The 19,478-nt window shown below is 67.9% G+C and carries 21 protein-coding genes; 14 read left to right on the forward strand and 7 right to left on the reverse strand.

From position 1 onward, the window contains the following. Positions 1 to 11: 11 nt before the first annotated feature. The 3 genes from EVJ50_RS03385 to EVJ50_RS03400 all read left to right on the forward strand — a co-directional run bounded on the left by EVJ50_RS03385 (position 12) and on the right by EVJ50_RS03400 (position 4,464). Entirely contained in the window at positions 12 to 3,200 is a 3,189-nt protein-coding gene (locus EVJ50_RS03385) for a DEAD/DEAH box helicase (protein WP_150882362.1), read from the forward strand. 359 nt (positions 3,201 to 3,559) lie between these two features. After that, positions 3,560 to 3,862 (forward strand): hypothetical protein, encoded by a 303-nt coding sequence (locus tag EVJ50_RS03395; RefSeq protein ID WP_150882363.1) that lies wholly within the window; start codon positions 3,560 to 3,562, stop codon positions 3,860 to 3,862. 59 nt (positions 3,863 to 3,921) lie between these two features. Beyond that, positions 3,922 to 4,464 carry an ecotin gene (locus EVJ50_RS03400; protein WP_150882364.1) on the forward strand — a complete coding sequence of 181 codons (543 nt, stop codon included), beginning with the start codon at positions 3,922 to 3,924 and terminating at the stop codon, positions 4,462 to 4,464. Positions 4,465 to 4,482: 18 nt separating this feature from the next. On the opposite strand, the gene EVJ50_RS03405 is transcribed toward EVJ50_RS03400, so the two are convergent. Both EVJ50_RS03405 and EVJ50_RS03410 read right to left on the reverse strand, forming a co-directional pair. Next, entirely contained in the window at positions 4,483 to 5,697 is a 1,215-nt protein-coding gene (locus tag EVJ50_RS03405) for a gamma-glutamyl-gamma-aminobutyrate hydrolase family protein (RefSeq protein ID WP_150882365.1), read from the reverse strand. A gap of 128 nt (positions 5,698 to 5,825) precedes the next feature. Beyond that, positions 5,826 to 6,167, reverse strand: coding sequence for a c-type cytochrome (locus tag EVJ50_RS03410; protein WP_150882366.1), 342 nt, complete (start codon positions 6,165 to 6,167; stop codon positions 5,826 to 5,828). A gap of 307 nt (positions 6,168 to 6,474) precedes the next feature. On the opposite strand from EVJ50_RS03410, the gene EVJ50_RS03415 reads away from it, so the two are divergent. From EVJ50_RS03415 to EVJ50_RS03425, 3 genes are all read left to right on the forward strand, one after another. Beyond that, positions 6,475 to 7,017: a hypothetical protein gene (locus EVJ50_RS03415; protein WP_150882367.1), complete on the forward strand. Its 543-nt coding sequence runs from the start codon at positions 6,475 to 6,477 to the stop codon at positions 7,015 to 7,017. A 6-nt stretch (positions 7,018 to 7,023) separates the two neighbouring features. Beyond that, positions 7,024 to 7,221 carry a hypothetical protein gene (locus EVJ50_RS03420; RefSeq protein ID WP_150882368.1) on the forward strand — a complete coding sequence of 66 codons (198 nt, stop codon included), beginning with the start codon at positions 7,024 to 7,026 and terminating at the stop codon, positions 7,219 to 7,221. Positions 7,222 to 7,295: 74 nt separating this feature from the next. Then, a complete protein-coding gene (locus EVJ50_RS03425; RefSeq protein WP_150882369.1) occupies positions 7,296 to 7,511 on the forward strand; it encodes a ferredoxin in 216 nt (71 codons plus the stop codon). A gap of 42 nt (positions 7,512 to 7,553) precedes the next feature. On the opposite strand, the gene EVJ50_RS03430 is transcribed toward EVJ50_RS03425, so the two are convergent. Both EVJ50_RS03430 and EVJ50_RS03435 read right to left on the reverse strand, forming a co-directional pair. After that, positions 7,554 to 8,846: an FAD/NAD(P)-binding oxidoreductase gene (locus EVJ50_RS03430; protein ID WP_150882370.1), complete on the reverse strand. Its 1,293-nt coding sequence runs from the start codon at positions 8,844 to 8,846 to the stop codon at positions 7,554 to 7,556. After that, positions 8,839 to 9,357 (reverse strand): DUF3365 domain-containing protein, encoded by a 519-nt coding sequence (locus EVJ50_RS03435; protein WP_225323060.1) that lies wholly within the window; start codon positions 9,355 to 9,357, stop codon positions 8,839 to 8,841. Before EVJ50_RS03435 ends, EVJ50_RS03430 begins: the two co-directional genes overlap by 8 nt. Before the next feature lie 291 nt (positions 9,358 to 9,648). On the opposite strand from EVJ50_RS03435, the gene EVJ50_RS03440 reads away from it, so the two are divergent. The 3 genes from EVJ50_RS03440 (at position 9,649) to EVJ50_RS03450 (ending at position 10,913) form a co-directional block, all read left to right on the forward strand. Then, positions 9,649 to 10,173, forward strand: coding sequence for a DUF3122 domain-containing protein (locus EVJ50_RS03440; RefSeq protein WP_150882372.1), 525 nt, complete (start codon positions 9,649 to 9,651; stop codon positions 10,171 to 10,173). 78 nt (positions 10,174 to 10,251) lie between these two features. Then, positions 10,252 to 10,515, forward strand: a complete 264-nt coding sequence (locus tag EVJ50_RS03445) for a type II toxin-antitoxin system Phd/YefM family antitoxin (protein WP_225323061.1) — start codon at positions 10,252 to 10,254, stop codon at positions 10,513 to 10,515. Beyond that, positions 10,512 to 10,913, forward strand: a complete 402-nt coding sequence (locus EVJ50_RS03450; protein ID WP_150882374.1) for a type II toxin-antitoxin system VapC family toxin — start codon at positions 10,512 to 10,514, stop codon at positions 10,911 to 10,913. The genes EVJ50_RS03445 and EVJ50_RS03450 overlap by 4 nt, the downstream gene beginning before the upstream one ends. Before the next feature lie 8 nt (positions 10,914 to 10,921). On the opposite strand, the gene EVJ50_RS03455 is transcribed toward EVJ50_RS03450, so the two are convergent. Then, a complete protein-coding gene (locus EVJ50_RS03455; RefSeq protein WP_150882375.1) occupies positions 10,922 to 12,031 on the reverse strand; it encodes an AAA family ATPase in 1,110 nt (369 codons plus the stop codon). Positions 12,032 to 12,127: 96 nt separating this feature from the next. Here EVJ50_RS03455 and EVJ50_RS03460 point away from each other — a divergent pair, with 96 nt between their 5' ends. Continuing rightward, a complete protein-coding gene (locus EVJ50_RS03460; protein ID WP_150882376.1) occupies positions 12,128 to 13,324 on the forward strand; it encodes a DUF4336 domain-containing protein in 1,197 nt (398 codons plus the stop codon). Between the two features lie 22 nt (positions 13,325 to 13,346). Here EVJ50_RS03460 and EVJ50_RS03465 read toward each other — a convergent pair whose 3' ends face one another. Beyond that, positions 13,347 to 13,694 (reverse strand): DUF760 domain-containing protein, encoded by a 348-nt coding sequence (locus tag EVJ50_RS03465; RefSeq protein ID WP_150882377.1) that lies wholly within the window; start codon positions 13,692 to 13,694, stop codon positions 13,347 to 13,349. Between the two features lie 59 nt (positions 13,695 to 13,753). Then, a complete protein-coding gene (lepB, locus tag EVJ50_RS03470) occupies positions 13,754 to 14,350 on the reverse strand; it encodes a signal peptidase I (protein ID WP_150882378.1) in 597 nt (198 codons plus the stop codon). 49 nt (positions 14,351 to 14,399) lie between these two features. Here lepB and menD point away from each other — a divergent pair, with 49 nt between their 5' ends. From menD to glgA, 4 genes are all read left to right on the forward strand, one after another. Further along, entirely contained in the window at positions 14,400 to 16,196 is a 1,797-nt protein-coding gene (menD, locus tag EVJ50_RS03475) for a 2-succinyl-5-enolpyruvyl-6-hydroxy-3-cyclohexene-1-carboxylic-acid synthase (protein WP_150882379.1), read from the forward strand. Continuing rightward, entirely contained in the window at positions 16,193 to 17,104 is a 912-nt protein-coding gene (menB, locus tag EVJ50_RS03480) for a 1,4-dihydroxy-2-naphthoyl-CoA synthase (protein ID WP_150882380.1), read from the forward strand. Before menD ends, menB begins: the two co-directional genes overlap by 4 nt. Positions 17,105 to 17,166: 62 nt before the next feature. Next, positions 17,167 to 17,802 carry a L,D-transpeptidase family protein gene (locus tag EVJ50_RS03485; protein ID WP_150882381.1) on the forward strand — a complete coding sequence of 212 codons (636 nt, stop codon included), beginning with the start codon at positions 17,167 to 17,169 and terminating at the stop codon, positions 17,800 to 17,802. 59 nt (positions 17,803 to 17,861) lie between these two features. Next, positions 17,862 to 19,463, forward strand: coding sequence for a glycogen synthase GlgA (glgA, locus tag EVJ50_RS03490; protein WP_370455578.1), 1,602 nt, complete (start codon positions 17,862 to 17,864; stop codon positions 19,461 to 19,463). The last annotated feature ends 15 nt before the right edge of the window (positions 19,464 to 19,478 follow it).

A 19,478-nucleotide genomic window follows, 5' to 3' on the forward strand; every position in this document is an offset into this window, starting at 1 on the left:
GGCCCCAACCCATGCGCCCGCAGGATCTCACCCCTGGCCTCTATGACCACCTACTGAGTGAGTCATGGCACGAAGCTCTTGCTGAGCAGCCAGCAGGGTTGCAGGAGGAGCCTCCTCATCTCGACCCGGCTGAAGCTCCCGCACGTTTGGCCCGCTATCTGCGTCAGCTCAGCGAGATCGCCTTGGCCGCCTTGCCAGAGAACCAACGTCAGCAGAAGCAACTGGCGCTGGTGAATCAGATCGTGGCTTTGCTTCAGAAGGAAGCACCCAATGCCATCAGCCGCGCAGACCAGCTGCACCCCAGTGCCCGGCTGCTGCAGGAATGGCGTGCTGCGCCGCTACTACCGAACCAAAGCCCACTAACCCGTCCCCTGATCCCCCTCGCCGATGGCACCCTCCTGATCAACGCTCCCAGCGAGCCCAGCATCGGGCAGGCCCTGGAAGCGGAGTGTCCATCGGCCGATCGCATCGACCTGCTCTGTGCCTTCATCAAGTGGAGCGGTCTGCGCCTGCTCCAGGAGCAGCTGAGCGCCCACCTCAACGCCGGCCGGCCCCTTCGCGTGCTGACCACCGTCTACATGGGAGCCACTGATCGCAAGGCCCTCGATTGGCTGGTTGAGCGAGGCGCCCAGCTGCGCGTCAGTACCGACACCCGCCGTACCCGCCTCCACGCCAAGGCCTGGCTCTTTCACCGTGCCAGTGGCACCAGCACGGCCTACATCGGCTCGTCAAACCTGTCTCATGCGGCACTGGTGGATGGTCTGGAATGGAACGTGCGCATAGCGGCTCTGGAAACTCCGGCGATGCTGGCCAAGTTCCAAGCCACCTTCGATGCCTACTGGGAGGAAGGCGAGTTTGAGCCCTACGACGCCACCAAGGATCAGCAGGCCCGACTTGATCACCAGCTCGCTCTGGCTCGTGGCGATGCGGCCAGCACTGTCGACACCGCCCTGCCCGTTTGGTTCGATCTACGGCCTTATGCGTATCAGCGGGAGATGCTCGATCAGCTTGCCACCGAGCGCTCCCTCCACCACAACTGGAACAACCTGGTGGTTGCCGCCACCGGTACCGGCAAAACCGTGCTCGCCGCCTTCGATCTGGCTCGCTTGCACGCAGACTTCCACGAACACTTCACCTCACCAGATCCGCCGTCCCTTCTGCTGATCGCCCATCGCAAGGAGATCCTGCAACAGGCAGTGGCCACCTTCCGTCAGGTGCTGCGCGATCCCTCCTTCGGCGAGCTCTACGTGGATGGCGAGGTCCCCAACCAATGGCGCCACGTGTTCGCCTCGGTGCAGTCTCTCGCCCAGCGCGATCTGGGTGAAATACCCGCCGATCGCTTCGAGGTCGTGATCATTGACGAGTTTCACCACGCGGCTGCCAGCAGCTACCGCCGCTGGCTTGATCACCTTCGTCCCAAGTTGCTACTTGGTCTGACAGCCACCCCTGAGCGGGCCGATGGGCTCGACATCCTCCAATGGTTCGGCGGCCGCATCGCTGCGGAGCTGCGCCTCTGGTCTGCCCTCGACCAGGGCTTGCTCTGCCCCTTCCACTATTTCGCCGTTGCAGACGACACCGATCTCTCCGCCTTGGAATGGCGTCGAGGCGGCTATGTGCCGGCCGAGCTCAGCAAGCTCTACACCGGTGACCACCGACGTGTGGATCTGATCCTGAGTGAGCTGCAGAAGGCCGTAGCCGAGCCGCTGCGGATGCGCGCCCTGGGCTTCTGCGTGAGCGTGGAGCACGCCCGTTTCATGGCGGAGCGCTTCCGCGCGACCGGCTTCGCGGCTGAGGCGCTCGATGCCTCTACCCCCTCCGAAGAGCGCCGAGATGCCCTGCGCCGCCTCCAGGCCGGAGAGCTGCAGATCCTCTTCGCGGTTGACCTGTTCAACGAGGGGCTCGACATCCCTGCCATCGACACCGTGCTGCTGCTTCGGCCCACCGAGAGCGCCGTGGTGTTTCTGCAGCAGCTGGGTCGAGGTCTGCGCCTCTCCCCCGAAACCGGGAAGAGCTGCCTGACCGTTCTCGATTTCATCGGCCAGCAGCACCGCCACTTTCGCTTTGATCTGCGCTACCGCACCCTTCTTGGCTGTAGTCACCGCCAGTTGCAGATACAGCTTGAGCAGGGCTTCCCATTCCTGCCGCCGGGGTGCCGACTGGTGCTCGACCGGGTGGCGAGGGAGCGGGTGCTTACAAACCTGCGCCAATGCCTGCCCAGCCGCGGGCCCCAGTTGCTGGATGAGTTGAGGGTTTTGGCTGCCGAATCCGTGCTCACAGCGGATAGCGGCCTGGCCAACTGGCTGGAAGCTCTGGCCATGGAGCCGGCCGACTTCTACGGAATCCGTGGCGCTTCCTTCACCGCCCTTCGGCGCCAGCTGGGCTGGCTCAGCGATGGGCCCCACCCGGAGGAAGACCGCCTTACCCGCGCCATCGCTGCTGGCCTACTCCACGGCGACGACCCCGACCGGCTCCGCCTCCTCGCCACCGGCCTGAGTGCTCCCTACCCGCCAAAGCTGGAGGCCCTTGGCGAACGCGAGCAGCGTCAGTGGTTAATGCTCACCGTGCAGCTCTTCGGGACCGGCCGCCGCTGGCGGTCCCTGCGCGAGGCATTGGACGTGCTCTGGCAAGCCGCTGCCTGGCGCGACGAACTTCAGAAGCTGCTGGAGCTGCTGGCCGATCGCGCTGACCACCGTCTCTACTCATTGCCATGGGCACAGCCCATCCCCCTGAGGGTCCACGGGCACTACAGCCGTGCCGAGATCGAGGCAGCCTTTGGGATCCTTCACGACGAAGCCCCTTGGATACACCGCGAAGGCGTGCTCTGGCACGAAGCCAGCCAGTGTGATCTGCTCTTCGTGACCCTCAAGAAGAGTGAGTCGCTCTTCTCTCCCACCACTCGATACCGAGACCTGGCCATCGGTCCCTCACAGTTCCATTGGGAGAGCCAGAGCACCACAACCAAGTCTTCACCGACAGGCCAGCGTTACATCCATCACGCCGAGCGCGGCAGTCGCGTGCTGTTGTTTGTTCGAGAGCACCGCAAGCTTGATGGCCGGGCGGGGGGTGTCACGCAGCCGTTCCGCTGCCTTGGGTTCGCCAGATATGAAACCCACGAAGGCGAGCGGCCCATGGCGATCCGCTGGCGGCTCGAACGTGAGATCCCAGCCGCATGGCTACCGGCAATGTCCTTGGCAGTGTGAGATCCGCTGCAGCAGCCAACTTGTCGGCATGGCTGATGCCCGCATCACTCACAACCCAGGCCAGTGCGCCGGCAAGCTCTCCATCCGAGGGATGCGGGGAACCGCGTGAACGATGGCCTGGATCTGTATGCGTCTGGTCTCACCCCCGAACAGATCCTCAGTAATCGTCTTGCTCTTGAGCCCGAAGATCGACAGGCACCCCTGAGCCATGTCACCGGAGAGCTGAATCATCCAGTTGTGCTGGTGTGATCCTCTGGCTTGATGCCCAGTGATCGCTGGCCCTGGCAAGACAGCAGAGCTCCCGGCCCTAGTGATCGTCTGCGCCGCAAAATGGTGGAAGGCGCGCACACCGGGGCCGAATGACAAAGAACCTCAGCAACGATCAACTCAACCCCGCCCTGATTCCCGATCCGGAGGGCGACCTGCACGACTGGATCGAGTTTGCCGCCACCATCAACGGCTACGAGGTGGCCGGATCCTTCGAAGCCTGCGGCGATCTGGCCAACATGGGCACCGCCAGCACGCTGACGGAACTGCGCTGCGCCCTGTCCTTCGAATACCGGCGTGATCACCACTCCGGCGGCTGGGGCTTCGAGGAGGAGCCGATCCGATCACTCCTGAGGCGCATCCGCGAGAAGGTGGAAGCCGGCGAGCTCGACTGATCCGCGGATGCCGAAACCCACCACCCTGTGAGGATGGCCGCAGCCAAGCAAACGACGCCATGGTCCGGCGCCCGATCCACCGCAGCCGCCGCGCGGCATCCCTGGCCCTGGGCCTGCCGCTGCTGATGGCTGCAGCCGCTGGCCCCGTCGGAGCGATTCCCCGGCTCGACCTGAAGCCCTATCCGGCGGCCGCGTCCGGAGAATCGCGTTGGGTGATCCAGCTGTCCGGCCTGCTGGAACCCAGTGAGGACCCGGCCATCTCCGGCGATCCGGCCGACTGGCGGGTGCAGCTGATCGTGGGACGCGAGATGGAGGTGGACTGCAACCGGCAGATGCTGCAGGGACGGATCGAGCGGGAGAGCGTGCCCGGCTGGGGCTACAGCATCTACCGGGTGAGCGGCGGGACACAGGCCATCTCCACCCTCATGGCCTGCCCGCCGGATCAACCGAAGCGCACGGCTTTCGTGCCGCTGGCCGGTGAACCGACCCTGCTCCGCTACAACCCCAGCCTGCCGATCGTGGTGTACGCGCCCGAGGGGCTGCAGGTGCGCTGGCGCCTCTGGAAAGCGGAATCCGCCAGCCGCGAAGCGCAGCAGCTCTGAGGCCACCCCGACCTGCACTCAGGGATCGGCTGTTGGCCCCGGTGCAGGAGCATCGGGAATCGCTGAGCGCTCAACGGCTCGCTGCAGCAGAACCTCGAAGATGGCCAGCGTGGAGCGATCCTCCACCGTGTACTGCGGGTGGAACTGGAACCCGAACAGGGTCCGGTGCACGAAGGCGTCCACGATCACGATGTCCCTGAGCAGGGCCCAGAAGCGGGCGCGCGATGCATCGGTGACCATCGGGTAGCCCTCGATCGGGGTTGTGATCTCCTCCCCGGCTGTGGATTGCGCGTGCTGACTGAGCGGGTGATACGAGAGCACCTCCACGCCGGAGGGAATCGGTGTGGTCATCGCCAGCGTGTGATTGAAGTCCTTGTTCACCAGGCGGCCGTCCCGTCCCTGAGCGAAGGGTTCGGTGAGTGGGTAGGCCACATCGCCGTAGACGCGTGGATCCAGCGGGTCGCGGGAATTGAGCATCCGGTCCATCCACCAGAACTCGGTCGCTCCGGTGTGGGGATTGCGTCGCGCCACATAGGCCCCGCTGGGCTCCTCCTCCGTGTACGGGAACAGGCGGGTGAGCCCGCCGCCAAGCAGCATCCAGCCGAGCTGGGCGCCATGGCAGGTGCCGAAGATCGGCTTGCCCTGCTCCAGCGCGGCATCGAGAAGAAACAGGCCATAGAGGGTGTCCTTCACGTCGTCGATCGACGCATAACCCACCTCGAGCTCCCGCACCGCCGGGTTGTAGAAGATCGGGTGAATCACCGTCTCACCGGTGGATTCCACAATCAGGCCATCGTGTCGAGCCATCACCTCGGCCAGTGAACGCTGCAGCGCCGCCAGCGAGGAACGGGGATGCCGGCGGGAATGATCCATCACCGCGTCCACCAGCGACTGACCGGCCGGCAGACGCTGCCTGAGATCGGACACCACACCCACCACCAGCGGCAGCTGGCTCCGGATCACCTGGTTCGAGAGGCCCATCGGTGAAGCGGGCTTCTCATCGGGGATGTGGGGATTGAAGACGCTGAACCGGAGCCGGGGGCGGGTCAGGGCCGGAACGGTGCGCGCGGCGGTGCGGAAGGCATGGAAGATCTCCGGCTGCATCCGCGCTTCGGCGCGATCGGTCACCACCAGCACGTCGATGCCCCCCTGCGGGCGGGCCTGCGCCACCGGTCCGATCGCCGCCGTGGCCAGCAGCGTCAACGCGAGCAGGCGGATGAAGCGATGCGACATAAGTCCCCGGAGCGGTCGCCAGCGACGGGATCGCGGCGCCTTCAGCTCTCCTCTTCAGTATGGAGTTGGCCAAGGGACGGCGCCTGACCACGCGAAGCCCTTGGAGCAGGACCGGCAGTTGGGCCTCGTCAGGCCCAGCCCCTGGCCGCCTGAGCCTCCACGTAGGCGGCGACATCGGCGATCTCGTCCGCGCTGAGCCTTGTGCCGAAAGCCGCCATGCCGTTCTTGCCGTTGGTCACCTGGTAGGCAATCGCCTCCTCGTGGCCGTCGCCGTAGTTGGCCAGGTACGCCTGGAGATCCTCCTGCTTCAGGGTCCGCTGGGCGTTCACGACGTTGCCGCCGCCCATGTGACAGGCCGCACAGTTGGAAGAGAACACCTGTTCGCCATGGGCCACGTCCGCAGCGCTGGCCACAGAGGGTGCGAGCAGACCGATCAGAGCTGCCAGGGCGAGGGAAAGGACGAGGCGCACAGCGGGGGAAGGATCTGAGATCGATTCTCACGGGAATGCCCGGAGGCCGCCGACCAGTCGTGACCTTTCTTATGGGCTCATCACGATGCCGTCAGATTGAGTCATCGTGGCGATCGTGGAGAGCCATCACTTCGCTCGGCGAGCGGCAGACCATTCCCTGCCTTGAGCGAAAGCTGGGTCTTGAGGCCACCGAAGCGGACTCGGTCCCGGCCCCGATGGCGACGGGATGGCCCCCGTACGATCCGGATCCTTCCAGACCTGCATCGGGAGACGCGCATTGGCACCCCTCTCACTCCCCTCGGATCGCGTGTCGGACGTTCCGGAGGCGTGGCAGGCGCTGGCGGCGAGCCGTTGGCTGCCCCTGCTGCTGCTGGGCCTGGGAACCTGCAGCAGTGCGGTGCATGCCCACGCGCCCCTGGTGGCCTTCGCCGCTATGAGCGGCGTGATGCTGAAGCCGCGCCGGGCTGTGGTGGTGGCCCTGCTGATCTGGTTGGTGAACCAGGCGATCGGCTTCGGAATCCGTGGCTACCCCCTGAGCGGCATGGCCTTCACCTGGGGCAGCCTGATGGGAGTGGGAACACTGCTGGTGGTGAGCCTGGCCAGCATTCGCCCTCCCTTCAGCCGGTCCTCCATGACCGGTCACGCCCTCTGGTGCGTGATCGCGCTGGTGGGCGGCTTCGTGCTGTATCAGGGACTGATCTCGCTGGCTTACCCCGTGATCCTGGACGGCCATTTCATGGGACTGGACGTGGTGGCCAGCGTGTTCCGCAAGCAGGCGGTCTGGGCCGGGGGGATGGCACTCGGGCATGGCCTGCTGATGCGCCTGCAGATGGCCCGCAGGCTGGCCTGAGGGGGCATGATCGATGTCATCGGCCACGTGTTGCAAGGCAATGTGCTGGAGCTGGAGTTCAGGCAGGCCCCGACAATCTGCCTCCTCTACGACGGCTACCTCACCGTTGTGACCGAAGGCTGGCAAAGCTGGGCCTGTACGAGGAGCTGCGCCGCATCGATGTGCTCGGGAAGCGCCCGATTCCGTATGACGACAACCCTCTGAAACGCCCCTACATCTCTATCTGCCGTTCGAGTCGCTGCTATCCCTGCCGCAACTGGCAGCCGATTCATCAGGCGTTGCAGGAGGCGGTTACCGAAGCCGGCCTGGACATCACCGTGCGCACCGCGGGATGTCTGGAGGTGTGCAAGCTGGGTCCGGTGGTGTTCCATTCCGGCGACCGCACCTGGTACACCCGCGTCACCCCGGAGGTGGCCAGGGAGATTGTTCAATCCCACATGGTGGAGGGCCGCAAAGTGGAGCGGCATCTCTATCCGCCGCCTGGCCAAAGCTGAGGCTGCGGCAGGGGATCGGGATCCCGGCGCTGGAGTCGATCCTCAGTCTCCAGAGGAAGGCCTCTGCCACCGCATCAGGCCGAGGCGACGGGCGAGGCCCTGAAACGGCTCCAGCAGCCCGCCCTCATGCGGCAAGCCTCGCAGCATGCGGTTCCAGTAGATCCAGGGGAAGGCAAAACGCTCCAGCAGCCAGCCCAACCAGCGTTCCTTCACTGGATTCACCAGGAAGCTGCTGACTGGTTGATGGGTGTAGTCGAACTCCAGCAGCATCACGGAATGATCACTGGTGATCAGTGGACAGGCGCTGTACCCCTGATACCACTGCAGCAGGGGATTCTTGTCCAACACGGCGATCACATGGTCCGCCACAACAGGAGCCTGCAGGCGCACTGCGGCTGCGGTTTTCGCTGTTGGGAAGGAGCCCACATCACCAATGGCGAACACGTTGGCAAAGTGCCGATGCTGCGCAGTGTTCGGATCCACAGCCACCCATCCCGGATCAGGGGCATCAACCAATGGGCTTCGCGCCACCACCGATGGAGCCGTCATCGGTGGCACGACGTGAAGCATGTCAAAGGGAATGATCTCCTCACGCGGTCGCGAGCCGGGTTCGTCAACTCGGAACGTGGCCAATCGCTCCGGCCCATTCACGCCCACCAGATCCCGATGGTAGCGAACGTCTTCGCCCCGTTCATCCGCAATGAGAACCATCTTGTCGCTGTAGGCCGCCACTGGGAAAAGTGCTGGCTGAGCGGTGCAGAACAGCAGCCTGGAGCGCACGCCCACACCGCTGCGTGACTGGAACTGCTGTTGCGCGAGGTGCATGATCTTCTGTGGAGCACCACCACACTTAATCGCCGTTTTCGGGTGGGTGAAGATCGCTGTGCCCCCCCGAAACTGACTCAGACAGTCTCGTGTGTACATGGCCAACTCACGCCGGTAGATGCTGGTGATGCCATGGCGCCCAAGACTCTCAGGCAGACCCTTCACCGACTCCCACCTGAGCTGCAGGCCCAGGGCCACAACGAGGACGTCGTAACCGATCCAGTCGCCGTCACTCAGCTGCACCCGGTTGCCGAACGGGTCGAACCGATCCACAGCGGCTCGGATCCAGCGCACTCCGGCCGGCATCACGCTCGCTTCCGAACGGCGGGTGCTGCTGAGCTCGATGAAGCCCCCAGCCACCAGGACCCATCCGGACTGGTAGTCGTGGGCTTCTGAGGGCTCGATCACGGCCACGTCGAGATCGGGCCGCAGACGCCGGAGCCAGCTGGCCAGGGTGATGCCGCCTGTTCCACCACCGGCGATCAGCACCGTGGCATGAGCCTCAGCCATGGGAGGTGCTCTCCATCACCTCCAGCACCTCGGGGATGAACACGGCGTACATCCCACGGAGATCACCGGACTTGAAGTCGAAGGCTCTGTCATCCGGGTAGCGCTCTCTTACAAACGCAGGGCGGTTGTCCTTGCTGCCATGACAGGCCAGGCAGCCCGGCTGCACATCGATCCGCCGGTAGTAGCGGAGCCCCTTGGCCTGGTCGGGCCTGGAGGACTCCCAGAGGCCGGTGACCTCCGGGTGCCTGGCCAACAGATCGAGCACGTCTTCCTCCTGGGAGTCGGCGGGCGCATGGTTCGGGTTCCGGTACTGCGTGGCCACCTGACGCACGGTCCAGCCGTTCTCCCTTCCAATCGCGATGATCCGCTGGCCGACGGGCATGCAGACCTCCCGCATCGTCTCCAGCGTGGGTTCCTCAGCCAGGCCTTCAAGCATCGTGACCCGACTGGCACGCATTCGGTCGACCTGCTCCATCTCGCTCACGGCACGGGCCAGAACAGCTGGGTCCACCGGCGCCTCAGAACCAGCGGCCGAGGCCGGCTGGGGCCAGAGCGCGAGGAGCACCAACAGACCGATGGCTGCCAGCACTTGTCGCCAGGACTGGCTTGGCAGAAGCTCAGGCGTGTTCGGCAGGGCCCGACTGGTACCGACCCGGCAGGTCCTCCGGAGACCGGAATCCAACACAGAACGCGAAAGGAACATCACCGTGGACTGAGCGAACAGAAGGCGAAGGCCGCGCCTCAGCCGGCCGGCCCATCAGGCAACACGGTAGCGTGATGTCGTTATTGCTGGCCCGGTCCAATGCGCTGCTCCCTCCCTTCGCTCGTCTGGGCCCGGCACTGGCTCTGCGAGCTCAGGTGCTGGCTGGTCGGACTGATCGCGGCGCTCTGGTTGGTCGCTGGACCGGCAGCGGCTGTTGCTGAGGCGGATTCGGGTCCCTTCTCGGTTCAGGACAGCCATGGCAGCAGCTACCAGCTGCGCATCTTCCGCCAGCCGGATCCTGACCATGCCGGCGGCTGGCGGTTGCGGCTCACCAACCTTGATCCGCAGGCCGCGGTCTCCCACAGCCTCCCCCTGGAGATCCGGGAGAGCCCGACCCGGCGCTGGTCCCTGGCGAACGTCAGCAGCGAGCTGGTGCCGCAGGGGGAGACGGTGCTTCCGCCGCAGTCCGCGCAGTTCGATCTGGGCGAACTGGAACCCAGACCGGCAGGCTTCCTGCCTCTCCAGGCGCGTCTGGCTCCGGCGTCCGGAAGCGATGAGCCGATGGCTTCGCTGCTGCTGGGAGCGGAGCCGGCGGCGCTGCTGCACGAGCTGCCCGAGTCCTGATGCGCCAGAGCGCAGGCTCGGCATGGACTTAGTCATGGACTAAGCTAACTAAATCGACCTGTGGCCCCTGTCATGCGGATGGTCAACGTCCATGAAGCCAAGACCCACCTCTCCCGCCTGATCGATGAGGCCCATGCCGGCAGCACGATCCTGCTTGCCAAGGCCGGCAAACCCTGGGCCCGACTGATGCCGCTGGAGCCTGCACAGCCTCGCCGCGTTCCTGGCCGCCTCCGCGACCTGGGCCCCCTGAGCAAGCCCGACGCTCTGCTGGAGCCGATGACCGACAGCGAACGGGCCCTTTGGGACGGCGCTGCTGTGGAACCTGAGAGGTCTGGGCCGTGAACACCACCCCTGGAGCCGTCCTGCTCGATAGCCACGTATTGCTGTGGTGGTGGTTTGAACCCCAGCGCCTGTCCACTGGGGCGATGGCCCGGATGAGCGATCCCGGAACCCCCGTGCATGTCAGTGCCGCAACGGTGTGGGAACTCAGCCTCAAGCACCACCAGGGCAAGCTCCCCGAACTGACCGGCGCGATCGGAGATCTGGCGCAGCTGCTGCAGGCTGACGGTTTCAGCTCTCTGCCGATCTCGATCGAGCATGGGTTGCATGCCGGCGCCTACAGGCAGGCGCACAGAGATCCGTTCGACAGGATGCTGGCTGCACAGGCCGAACTGGAACAGCTGCTGCTGATCACCGCCGATCCTCAGCTCTCCGGCTTTCCCTGTCGGACGCTGTGGTGATGCAACCCTCACGGCCAGCGCCAGGCGCCGCGCTCCAGGGTGGTCTGGCCGTGAACACGGGTCGCCCCCAGCTCGCGCTCCAGTTGCACGTGGCGGCAGATGGCAAGCCCGGCGAGCGCATCGATCAACGCCGGGGCATGGGCGATCACCCACACCTGGGTGCGATCGGCGGCTGAACCGATCAGACGGGCCAGGGGCGGCAGCAGATCCGGATGCAGGCTGCTCTCCGGCTCGTTGAGCACCAGCAGGGGCGGCAGCCGCGGGCTGAACAGCGCCACCGTCAGCAGCACGTAGCGCAGCGTGCCGTCGGAGAGTTCCGACGCCTCCAGCGGCCTGAGCAGGCCGGGCTGATGGAGGTTTAACCGGAACACTCCCGCGTCCGTGCTCACGCTCAGGCGGCAGCCGGGGAAGGCGTCGGCGATCGCCTCCTGCAGGCCCTTGCCGTCGCCGCTCTCGAGGATCGTCTGCACGGCCGCCGGCAGGTCGCCGCCGTCACCCGCCAGGGCGAAGCAGCGTGTGCCTACCCGGGGCTGGCGTGCCGGGGCGGCGCTGTCGGTGCGGAAGCTGTCGTAGAAGCGCCAGGCCAGGATCTCCTCCCGCAGCGCATGCACCTCGGGCTGCTGCTGGGGGTCGGCGCCGCTCTGGAACAGGCTCCGGTCGGGATCGCACTGCCCGCGCGACTGACTGAGCACAGCCCGGGGATGGAAGCGGCCGCCCGCCCAGATCCATTCCCCCTTCAGGGCCGGATCGAGCGCGAAGGCCGACTGCGGATCCTGCGTGTAGCCCAGCTCGATCGCATAGGAGAAGGGATCGGCCGCCAGGCCCAGCCGCAGGCGGACCGGCTGTTGGCGGGGGCCGCCCTGAACCGGCCGCTCGCCCTGCCGCATCTCGCGGCTCAGCCGCTCCGGCCCCGCCCACATCACCGCCGGCAGCCCGCCCTCGCGGGCCAGAACCCCCACCAGGTCACCGCGGGCGGCAGCGAGGATCAGGCGCAGCGCCCGGTACAGGTTCGACTTGCCGCTGCCGTTGACGCCGCTCACGAGCGTCAGCTGATCCAGCGGAAGAACCACATCCTGCAGGGAGCGGTAGCCGCTCACGGCCAGCAGCCGGATCCCCATCAGCGCTCAGGCAGGGGCAGGGGTGGGTGCATCCGCACGGGCCGGCCCTCCGGTGGAGCAGTCACCCCCAGTCAACGCTGTGGGGATACTGGAGCCATGGCCAGCGATCTCAGCGCCGCGAACAGCGTCCCGGCTGCCGAGCAGCAGTGGCCCTGGTGGCCGTTGCTGCCCCTCTATCCCTACGGCAGGCGCCGCAGCCTGGTGCGCTGCCTGATCCCCGGACAGATCTGGTCGGTGGAGCAGCTGCAGGGGGTGTACTACGTGGCCGTGCCGATCCGCATGAGCGTGGTGCGAATCCGCCACGGGCTGATGCTCTATGCACCGGTGGCCCCCACCCGGGAGGTGCGACAGGCCATCGCCGAGCTCGAGCGGGAGCACGGTCCGGTGCGCACGATCGTGCTTCCCACCACCTCCGGGCTGGAGCACAAGCTGCCGCTGCCGCCCCTGGCCCGCGCCTTCCCGGAGGCCGAGGTGTGGATCAGCCCGGGGCAATGGAGTTTCCCGCTGCCGCTGCCCGAGGCCTGGCAGGGGATTCCGCGCCAGCGGACCCGGGTGCTCGGGGAGGAGGGATGGCCCCATCCGGACGAACTGACCTGGTGCGATCTGGGGCCCCTGCAGCTGGGGCTGGGCCGCTTTCATGAGTGCAGCTGCCTGCACCGGGACAGCGGCGCCCTGCTGCTGGTGGATGGGCTGGTGGGTCTGGAGGCCACACCGCCGCAGCTGTTCGATCTCGACCCCACACCGCTGCTGTTCCATGCCCGCGAACGGGGTGAGCAGCCCCTGCAGGACGGAGTCGAGCAGCGGCGCCGCGGCTGGGCACGGCTGGTGCTGTTCGCCAATTACCTCCGCCCCGCCCCGCTGGACGTGCGGGGTGCGGCGGGCGTGCTGGCCGGCAGCTTCCGCAGGGGGGTGCGGCGTGCCGAGGCCCACTTCGGCCTCTATCCCTTCGCCTGGCAGGAGGGATGGCAGATCGAGGCCGAGGCCCTGATGGGTGGCGACGCGCCGAGGCTGCAGGTGGCTCCGGTGCTGGAGCGGCTCGTGTTCCCGCGGGCCCGGCGCACCTATCTGCGCTGGCTGGAGGAGCTCGAACGGCTGCCCGGGCTGCGCTGGCTGGTGCCCGCCCACTACAGCGCGCCGATCGCCTGCAGCAGCGAGATGCTCGCCGGATTCCGGCAGCGACTGGAGGGCCGCACCTGGGCGCCGAGCGACGGCTCCTGGGCGTTCCTCGCTGGCCTGGATCAGGGCCTGCTCAATCTCGGCCTGGTGCCGAAGGATCCGGAGCCGGCGGGCTGAACAGCTGCCGGCGGAACCACAGTCAGAGCGTGAGCTCGTCGGGGTTCACGGCCATTTCCTCGTCGGCCATCAGAGTGGCCTCCATCTCCATGCGCTGCTCCATCTGGCGCAGGAAATAGCCGGTCATCATCGCCGAGGCGAGCAGGCCGGCCAGATGATCGCGGGAGGTCTGGATCTTCACCTCGAACTGTTCGCCCGGCAGCATGCCGAGCAACCCCTGGACGTTGTGGCGGATGATGTCCTGAATGTCGCCGCTGGCGCTCCTGGCGACCCTCTGGAGCACATCGGGCGACTGGCCCTGCAGGTACTGAATCAGAGCATTCCGGGAGTTGGGGTCCTGATCAGTGGTCAGGAACTCCGGGTTGAACATGCCCGTGTGCTCTGTGTTACTGGCCAAACCCTACAACACGTTTTCTTTCGCAGGCCTCTTCAGGACGCCGCAGGGCAACCGTCCCGCACGGCGACAGGCCCGAACCGACGGAGTGGCCAGTAGCGCCAGATGGCCCGGCCGATGATCCGCTGGCTCGGCAGAGGCCCCCAGAGGTGGGAATCGAGGCTGGCGTTGCGGTTGTCACCGAGCACCAGGATGTTGCCCTCCGGAATGATCACGGGAGCCAGCTCGTAGCGCATCGGTTCCTGCAGCCAGGCTTCAGCGCAGATCGTGCCGTTGCGCACCAGGGCCCCGTCCCTCACCGCCACCTCGTCGCCGGCCACCGCCACCACACGCTTGATCAGGGCGCTCGTCGGGTCGTAGCCCGCGTCCACCAGGGCATCCGGTGGCCGGAACACCACCACGCTGCCGGGGGGCGGGGGACGTGAGCGGTGCGGGCTCAGCTTCTCCACCAGCACCCGGTCCTGCAGGTTCAGGCTCGGCAGCATCGAGCCGGAGGGAATCCAGCGCGGCTCCAGCACCTGCCAGCGCAGCAGCAGCGCCAGGCCGAGCCAGAGCAGCAGGGACCTGAGCCAGGCCAGCACGCCCGGGCGACCGTCCTCCTCCGGCGTCGCCTCTCCGTCCGGCCCGGCCATCACCCCTCGCAGCTGTGCCTCAGGATCGTGGCAGCCACCCCGCGGGCCTGTGTCGCTGGCCACGGACAACCTGCGCAGCGCCCGCGGGCTGCTGGCGGCGCTGGTGACCCGCGGCCTGCGGGATGCGGTGATCTGCCCGGGCAGCCGCTCCGGCCCCCTCACCAGTGCCGCCCACCAACTGGAGCAGCGCGGGCAGCTGCGACTTCACCCCTGCATCGATGAGCGATCGGCGGCCTTTCACGCCCTGGGCATGGCCCGCGGCGCCGGCCGGGCCACCGCCGTGATCACCACCTCGGGCACCGCCGTGGCCAACCTGCTGCCGGCCGCCGTGGAGGCCCACCACAGCGGCCTGCCCCTGCTGCTGCTCACGGCCGACCGGCCCCGCCGCCTGAAGCACTGCGGCGCCAATCAGACGGTGGACCAGGAGCGCTTCCTCGAGCCCTGCTGCCGCTGGCTGGAGCCGGGCCCGGAGGCCGGACTGGCCATGGCGTCGCCGGCGGATCTCACCGCGATGGCCGGCCGCCTCTGGCAGCACGCCCACGGCCGGCCCGCCGGCCCGGTGCACGGCAATCTGCCCTTCGAGGAACCCCTGCACCCCGGCGCCGAGGCCCTCCAGGATCTGGATGCCGCAGCGGCGGACCCGGCTGAACGGCCGCTGTCGGTCGGGGACGTGGACCGACCGGCCCCAACCGGAACCGCCCCGCCGGCCGATCCCCTCGATCTGAGCGAGCCGGGCGTGATCGTGGCCGGCCCCTGGCGGGGCCGGCCGCAGGACCACCCCGCCTGGCTGGAGCAGCTGGGCCGGATCAGCCGGCGGCTGGCCTGGCCGGTGCTGGCCGATCCCCTCAGCGGCGTGCGGGGTGCTCCGGGCATCGACACCGTGCTCAGCCACGAGTTGGTGCTGGCCGAGCCACCGGCCTTCACGGCCGCCAGCCAGGTGCTGCGGCTCGGACCGATGCCCGCCAGCCGCCCCCTCCAGAGGTGGCTGAGCAGCCTCCAGACCGCCCAGCTGCTGCTGATGGAAGGTGACGCGCGCCCGCACGATCCGCTGCGACGCGCCCTGCAGCGCAGCGATGGACTGCTCTCCTGGTGGCGCGACAGGGAAGCCGGCGCGCCACCGGAGCCGATGGCCGGCAACCAACGGCACAGCCAGGACTGGCTGGCGGCCGAGGCGGCCGCCCAGGCTGTGCTCGAAGCGGCTCTGCCCCTGCAGGGCCCGATCAGCGAACCGGCGCTGGCCCGCTGGCTGCCGCGGCTTCTGCCGGAGGCCTGGCCGGTGATGCTGGCCAGCAGCAGCCCGGTGCGCGACTGGCTGCGCTACGGCCCGGGGGATGCCCCGCAGCGCTGGATCGACGGCTTCCGCGGGGCCTCGGGCATCGATGGGACCCTCTCGCTGGCGATGGGGCTGGCCCGCAGCCTCGGGCGACTGGTGCTGGTCTGCGGCGATCTGGCCCTGCTGCACGACAGCAACGGCTGGCTCTGGGGCCGGGAGCTCGGCGCCGCGCTGACCGTTCTGCTGATCGACAATGGGGGTGGTGGCATCTTCGAGCAGCTGCCGATCCGTCTGGAGCAGGACACCGGCGAGGACGAACGGTTCGAGCGGCTGTTCGCGATGCCGCAGAGCGTGAACCCACGCACCCTGGCGGCCGCCCATGGGGTGCCCTCCCGGGTGCTGCAGCGCCTGGAGGATCTGCCAGCGGCACTGGAGTGGAGCCTGGCGCAGCCCCTGGCTCTGCTGCATCTGCCCACCCACCGCCGGGCCGATGCCGCCCGGCGCCGCAGCCTTGCGCAGACGGTGAGCGTCAGGATGAAGGCCCAGAGCGCGGCACAACAGCCCGGCCCATGAGCGACATCGACGGCGTCTCCGCGCCCCTGCCGGCAAGCCCTGTAGCCGCCGCCGCGGTGCTGCCGGGACCGGTGAGCGCCGACTGGCAACCGTGGGGTCAGTACAGCGACATCCGCCTCGATCGCTGCGACGAGGGCTTCGCCCGCATCGCCATCAACCGGCCCCGGCGGCGCAATGCCTTCCGGCCGGAAACGGTGCAGGAACTCTGCGATGCCTTCGCCCGCGTACGCGACGATCCGGCTCTGGGTGTGGTGCTGTTCACCGGGGTGGGCCCGGCAGCCGACGGCGGCTACGCCTTCTGCGCCGGCGGCGACCAGAGCGTTCGGGGAGACGGTGGGTACCTGAGCGAGAACGGTCTGCCGCGGCTGAACGTGCTCGATCTGCAGCGGCAGATCCGCAGCCTGCCCAAGGTGGTGATCGCCCTGGTGGCCGGCTACGCCATCGGCGGCGGACAAGTGCTGCATCTGCTCTGTGATCTCAGCCTGGCGGCGGAGAACGCGGTGTTCGGCCAGACCGGACCGCGGGTGGGCAGCTTCGACGGCGGCTTCGGGGCCGGCTACCTGGCCCGGGTGGTGGGGCAGCGCAAGGCCCGTGAGATCTGGTTTCTCTGCCGCCGCTACGACGCCCGCCAAGCGCTCGGGATGGGCCTGGTGAATGCGGTGGTGCCCCTGGAGCAGCTGGAGAGCGAAGGGGTGCGCTGGGCCCGCGAGGTGATGCGCCACAGCCCTACGGCGATCCGTTGCCTCAAGGCGGCCTTCAACGCCGAGACCGACGGTCTGGCGGGCCTGCAGGAACTGGCCGGTCAGGCCACCCACCTCTTCTACCGGACCGCCGAGGGCCAGGAGGGGCGCAATGCCTTCCTCGAGAAGCGGGAGCCTGACTTTTCTGACGCCGACTGGCTGCCGTGACCCCGGCTGGCAACGGCCGGCCCCGACAGACTGGCTCCGCCCGATTCAGCCTCCGCCCGGTCATGCGACCCGCCTTCCGTCCCCTGCTGGCCGCTCTGGCGGGCGCATCGGTTCTGCTGGCACCGGCGGCCGGCCGCGCGGCCGCCGGACCCGCCGGCGAGCCGGAACCGTCCACCACAGCGCCGGCACCCGCCGGTGACGCGGCGGAACCCGGCGGAACCCGCGCCCTGGCCCTGCTGCCGACGGATCTGCGGCAGAGGAACGGCCGTCATCTCGTGCTCGACCGGCAGCGGCGGCGCCTGTACGTGCTCGAGAGCGGCAGCCTGCTGCGGCTCTTCCCGGTGGCGGTGGGGATGCCCGGCTGGGAGACGCCCACCGGTCGCTTCGAGGTGATCGAGATGACGCCGCACCCGATCTGGGAGCACCCGGAGACCGGCCGGCGCGTGCCCGCCGGCCCCGCCAACCCGCTCGGCAGCCGCTGGATCGGCTTCCATCAGGACTGCCTCGGCCGGGAGGCCCACAACGGCGAGCGTGTGCTCTCGATCGATGGCTGCGTCTCGGCCGGCTTCCATGGCACTCCGCACCGCTGGACCGTGGGCCGCGCCGTCTCCCATGGCTGCGTGCGCCTCTACGACGAGGATGTGAGAGCCCTCTACGACATCGTCGAGATGGGCATGCCGGTCACCGTGCTGCCCTGAGCGGCGCCGAGGACGGGAAAACAACACCCGTAAAGTCGGAGCCCTTTGACGGGGTCCCGATGCGGGTGCTGTTCGCCGCTGCCGAATGTGCCCCCATGATCAAGGTGGGTGGCATGGGTGATGTGGTGGGGTCCCTCCCTCCCGCCCTCGCCCGCCTCGGACACGATGTGCGGGTCATCCTTCCGGGCTACGGCAAGCTCTGGAGCCAGCTCGATGTGCCGGAGGAGCCGATCTGGCGTGCCGACACGATGGGCACCGGCTTCGCGGTGTACGAGACCCGTCACCCCAGAAACGGACTGACCCTCTATCTGGTGGGCCATCCCGTGTTCGATCCGGAGCGGATCTACGGCGGCGAGGATGAGGACTGGCGCTTCACCTTCTTCGCCAGCGCAGCGGCGGAATTCGCCTGGAACGTGTGGAAGCCGCAGGTGCTCCATTGCCACGACTGGCACACCGGCATGATCCCGGTCTGGATGCACCAGGACCCGGAGATCAGCACGGTCTTCACCATCCACAACCTCCGCTATCAGGGCCCCTGGCGCTGGAAGCTCGACCGCATGACCTGGTGCCCCTGGTACATGCAGGGGGACCACACCATGGCGGCGGCGCTCCTGTATGCGGACCGGGTGAATGCGGTCTCGCCCACCTATGCACGGGAGATCTGCACGAGTGAGTACGGAGAACGCCTCGAGGGGCTGCTCAGCTTCATTCAGGGCAAGCTGCGCGGCATCCTCAACGGCATCGATGTCAGCAGCTGGGACCCGTCGAGCGATCCCAGCCTCCCGGCCCGGTTCAGCGCCGAGGACCTCTCCGGCCGGGCGATCAACAAGCAGGCCCTGCAGGAGCGGATGGGCCTCACCCCCTCCCCGTCCACTTATCTGATGGGGATGGTGAGCCGCCTGGTGGATCAGAAGGGTGTGGACCTGCTCCTTCAGGTGGCCGACCGGCTGCTGGCCTTCACCGACAGCCAGATCGTGGTGCTGGGAACCGGTGAGCGGGGTCTGGAGTCGGGCCTCTGGCAGATGGCGGCCCGCCATCCCGGCCGCTTCGCGGTGTTCCTCACCTACGACGACGCTCTCTCCCGCCTGATCTACGGCGGCTGCGACGCCTTCCTGATGCCCAGCCGCTTCGAGCCCTGCGGCATCAGCCAGATGCTGGCCATGCGCTACGGCTGCATTCCCGTGGTGCGCAAGGTGGGTGGGCTGGTGGACACCGTGCCACCCCACGATCCCGCCGCGGGGTCGGGCACGGGCTTCTGCTTCGACCGCTACGAGCCGATCGACTTCTACACCTCCCTGGTGCGCTCCTGGGAGGCATACCGCCATCGCGACAGCTGGCAGGCCCTGCAGCGCCGGGCCATGGCCCAGGACTTCAGCTGGACCCGCTCCGCTCTGGCCTACGACGCCATGTACCGGGAGGTGTGCGGCAGCAAGGAGCCGGCTCCGGATGCCGCCGCCGTGGAGGAGCTGCTGGCCAGCTCGCCCCAGATGGCCGGCCACCGGGCCGAGCGGCAGCAGGCCCAGGACCGGGATGCCGCAGGCCAGTCGACCGATGACGCTGCTGCCGCTGCGGCCAGCCCTCCGGCGGCACCGGGAACCAACGGCGGCAACGGCAACCGGCGCGGACCGCTCTCCCTGCTGCGTCGGCGGACCAGGGGCTGAAGGACCAGGGGCGGA

This window comes from Synechococcus sp. RSCCF101 (assembly GCF_008807075.1).
Classification (GTDB): Bacteria; Cyanobacteriota; Cyanobacteriia; order PCC-6307; family Cyanobiaceae; genus RSCCF101.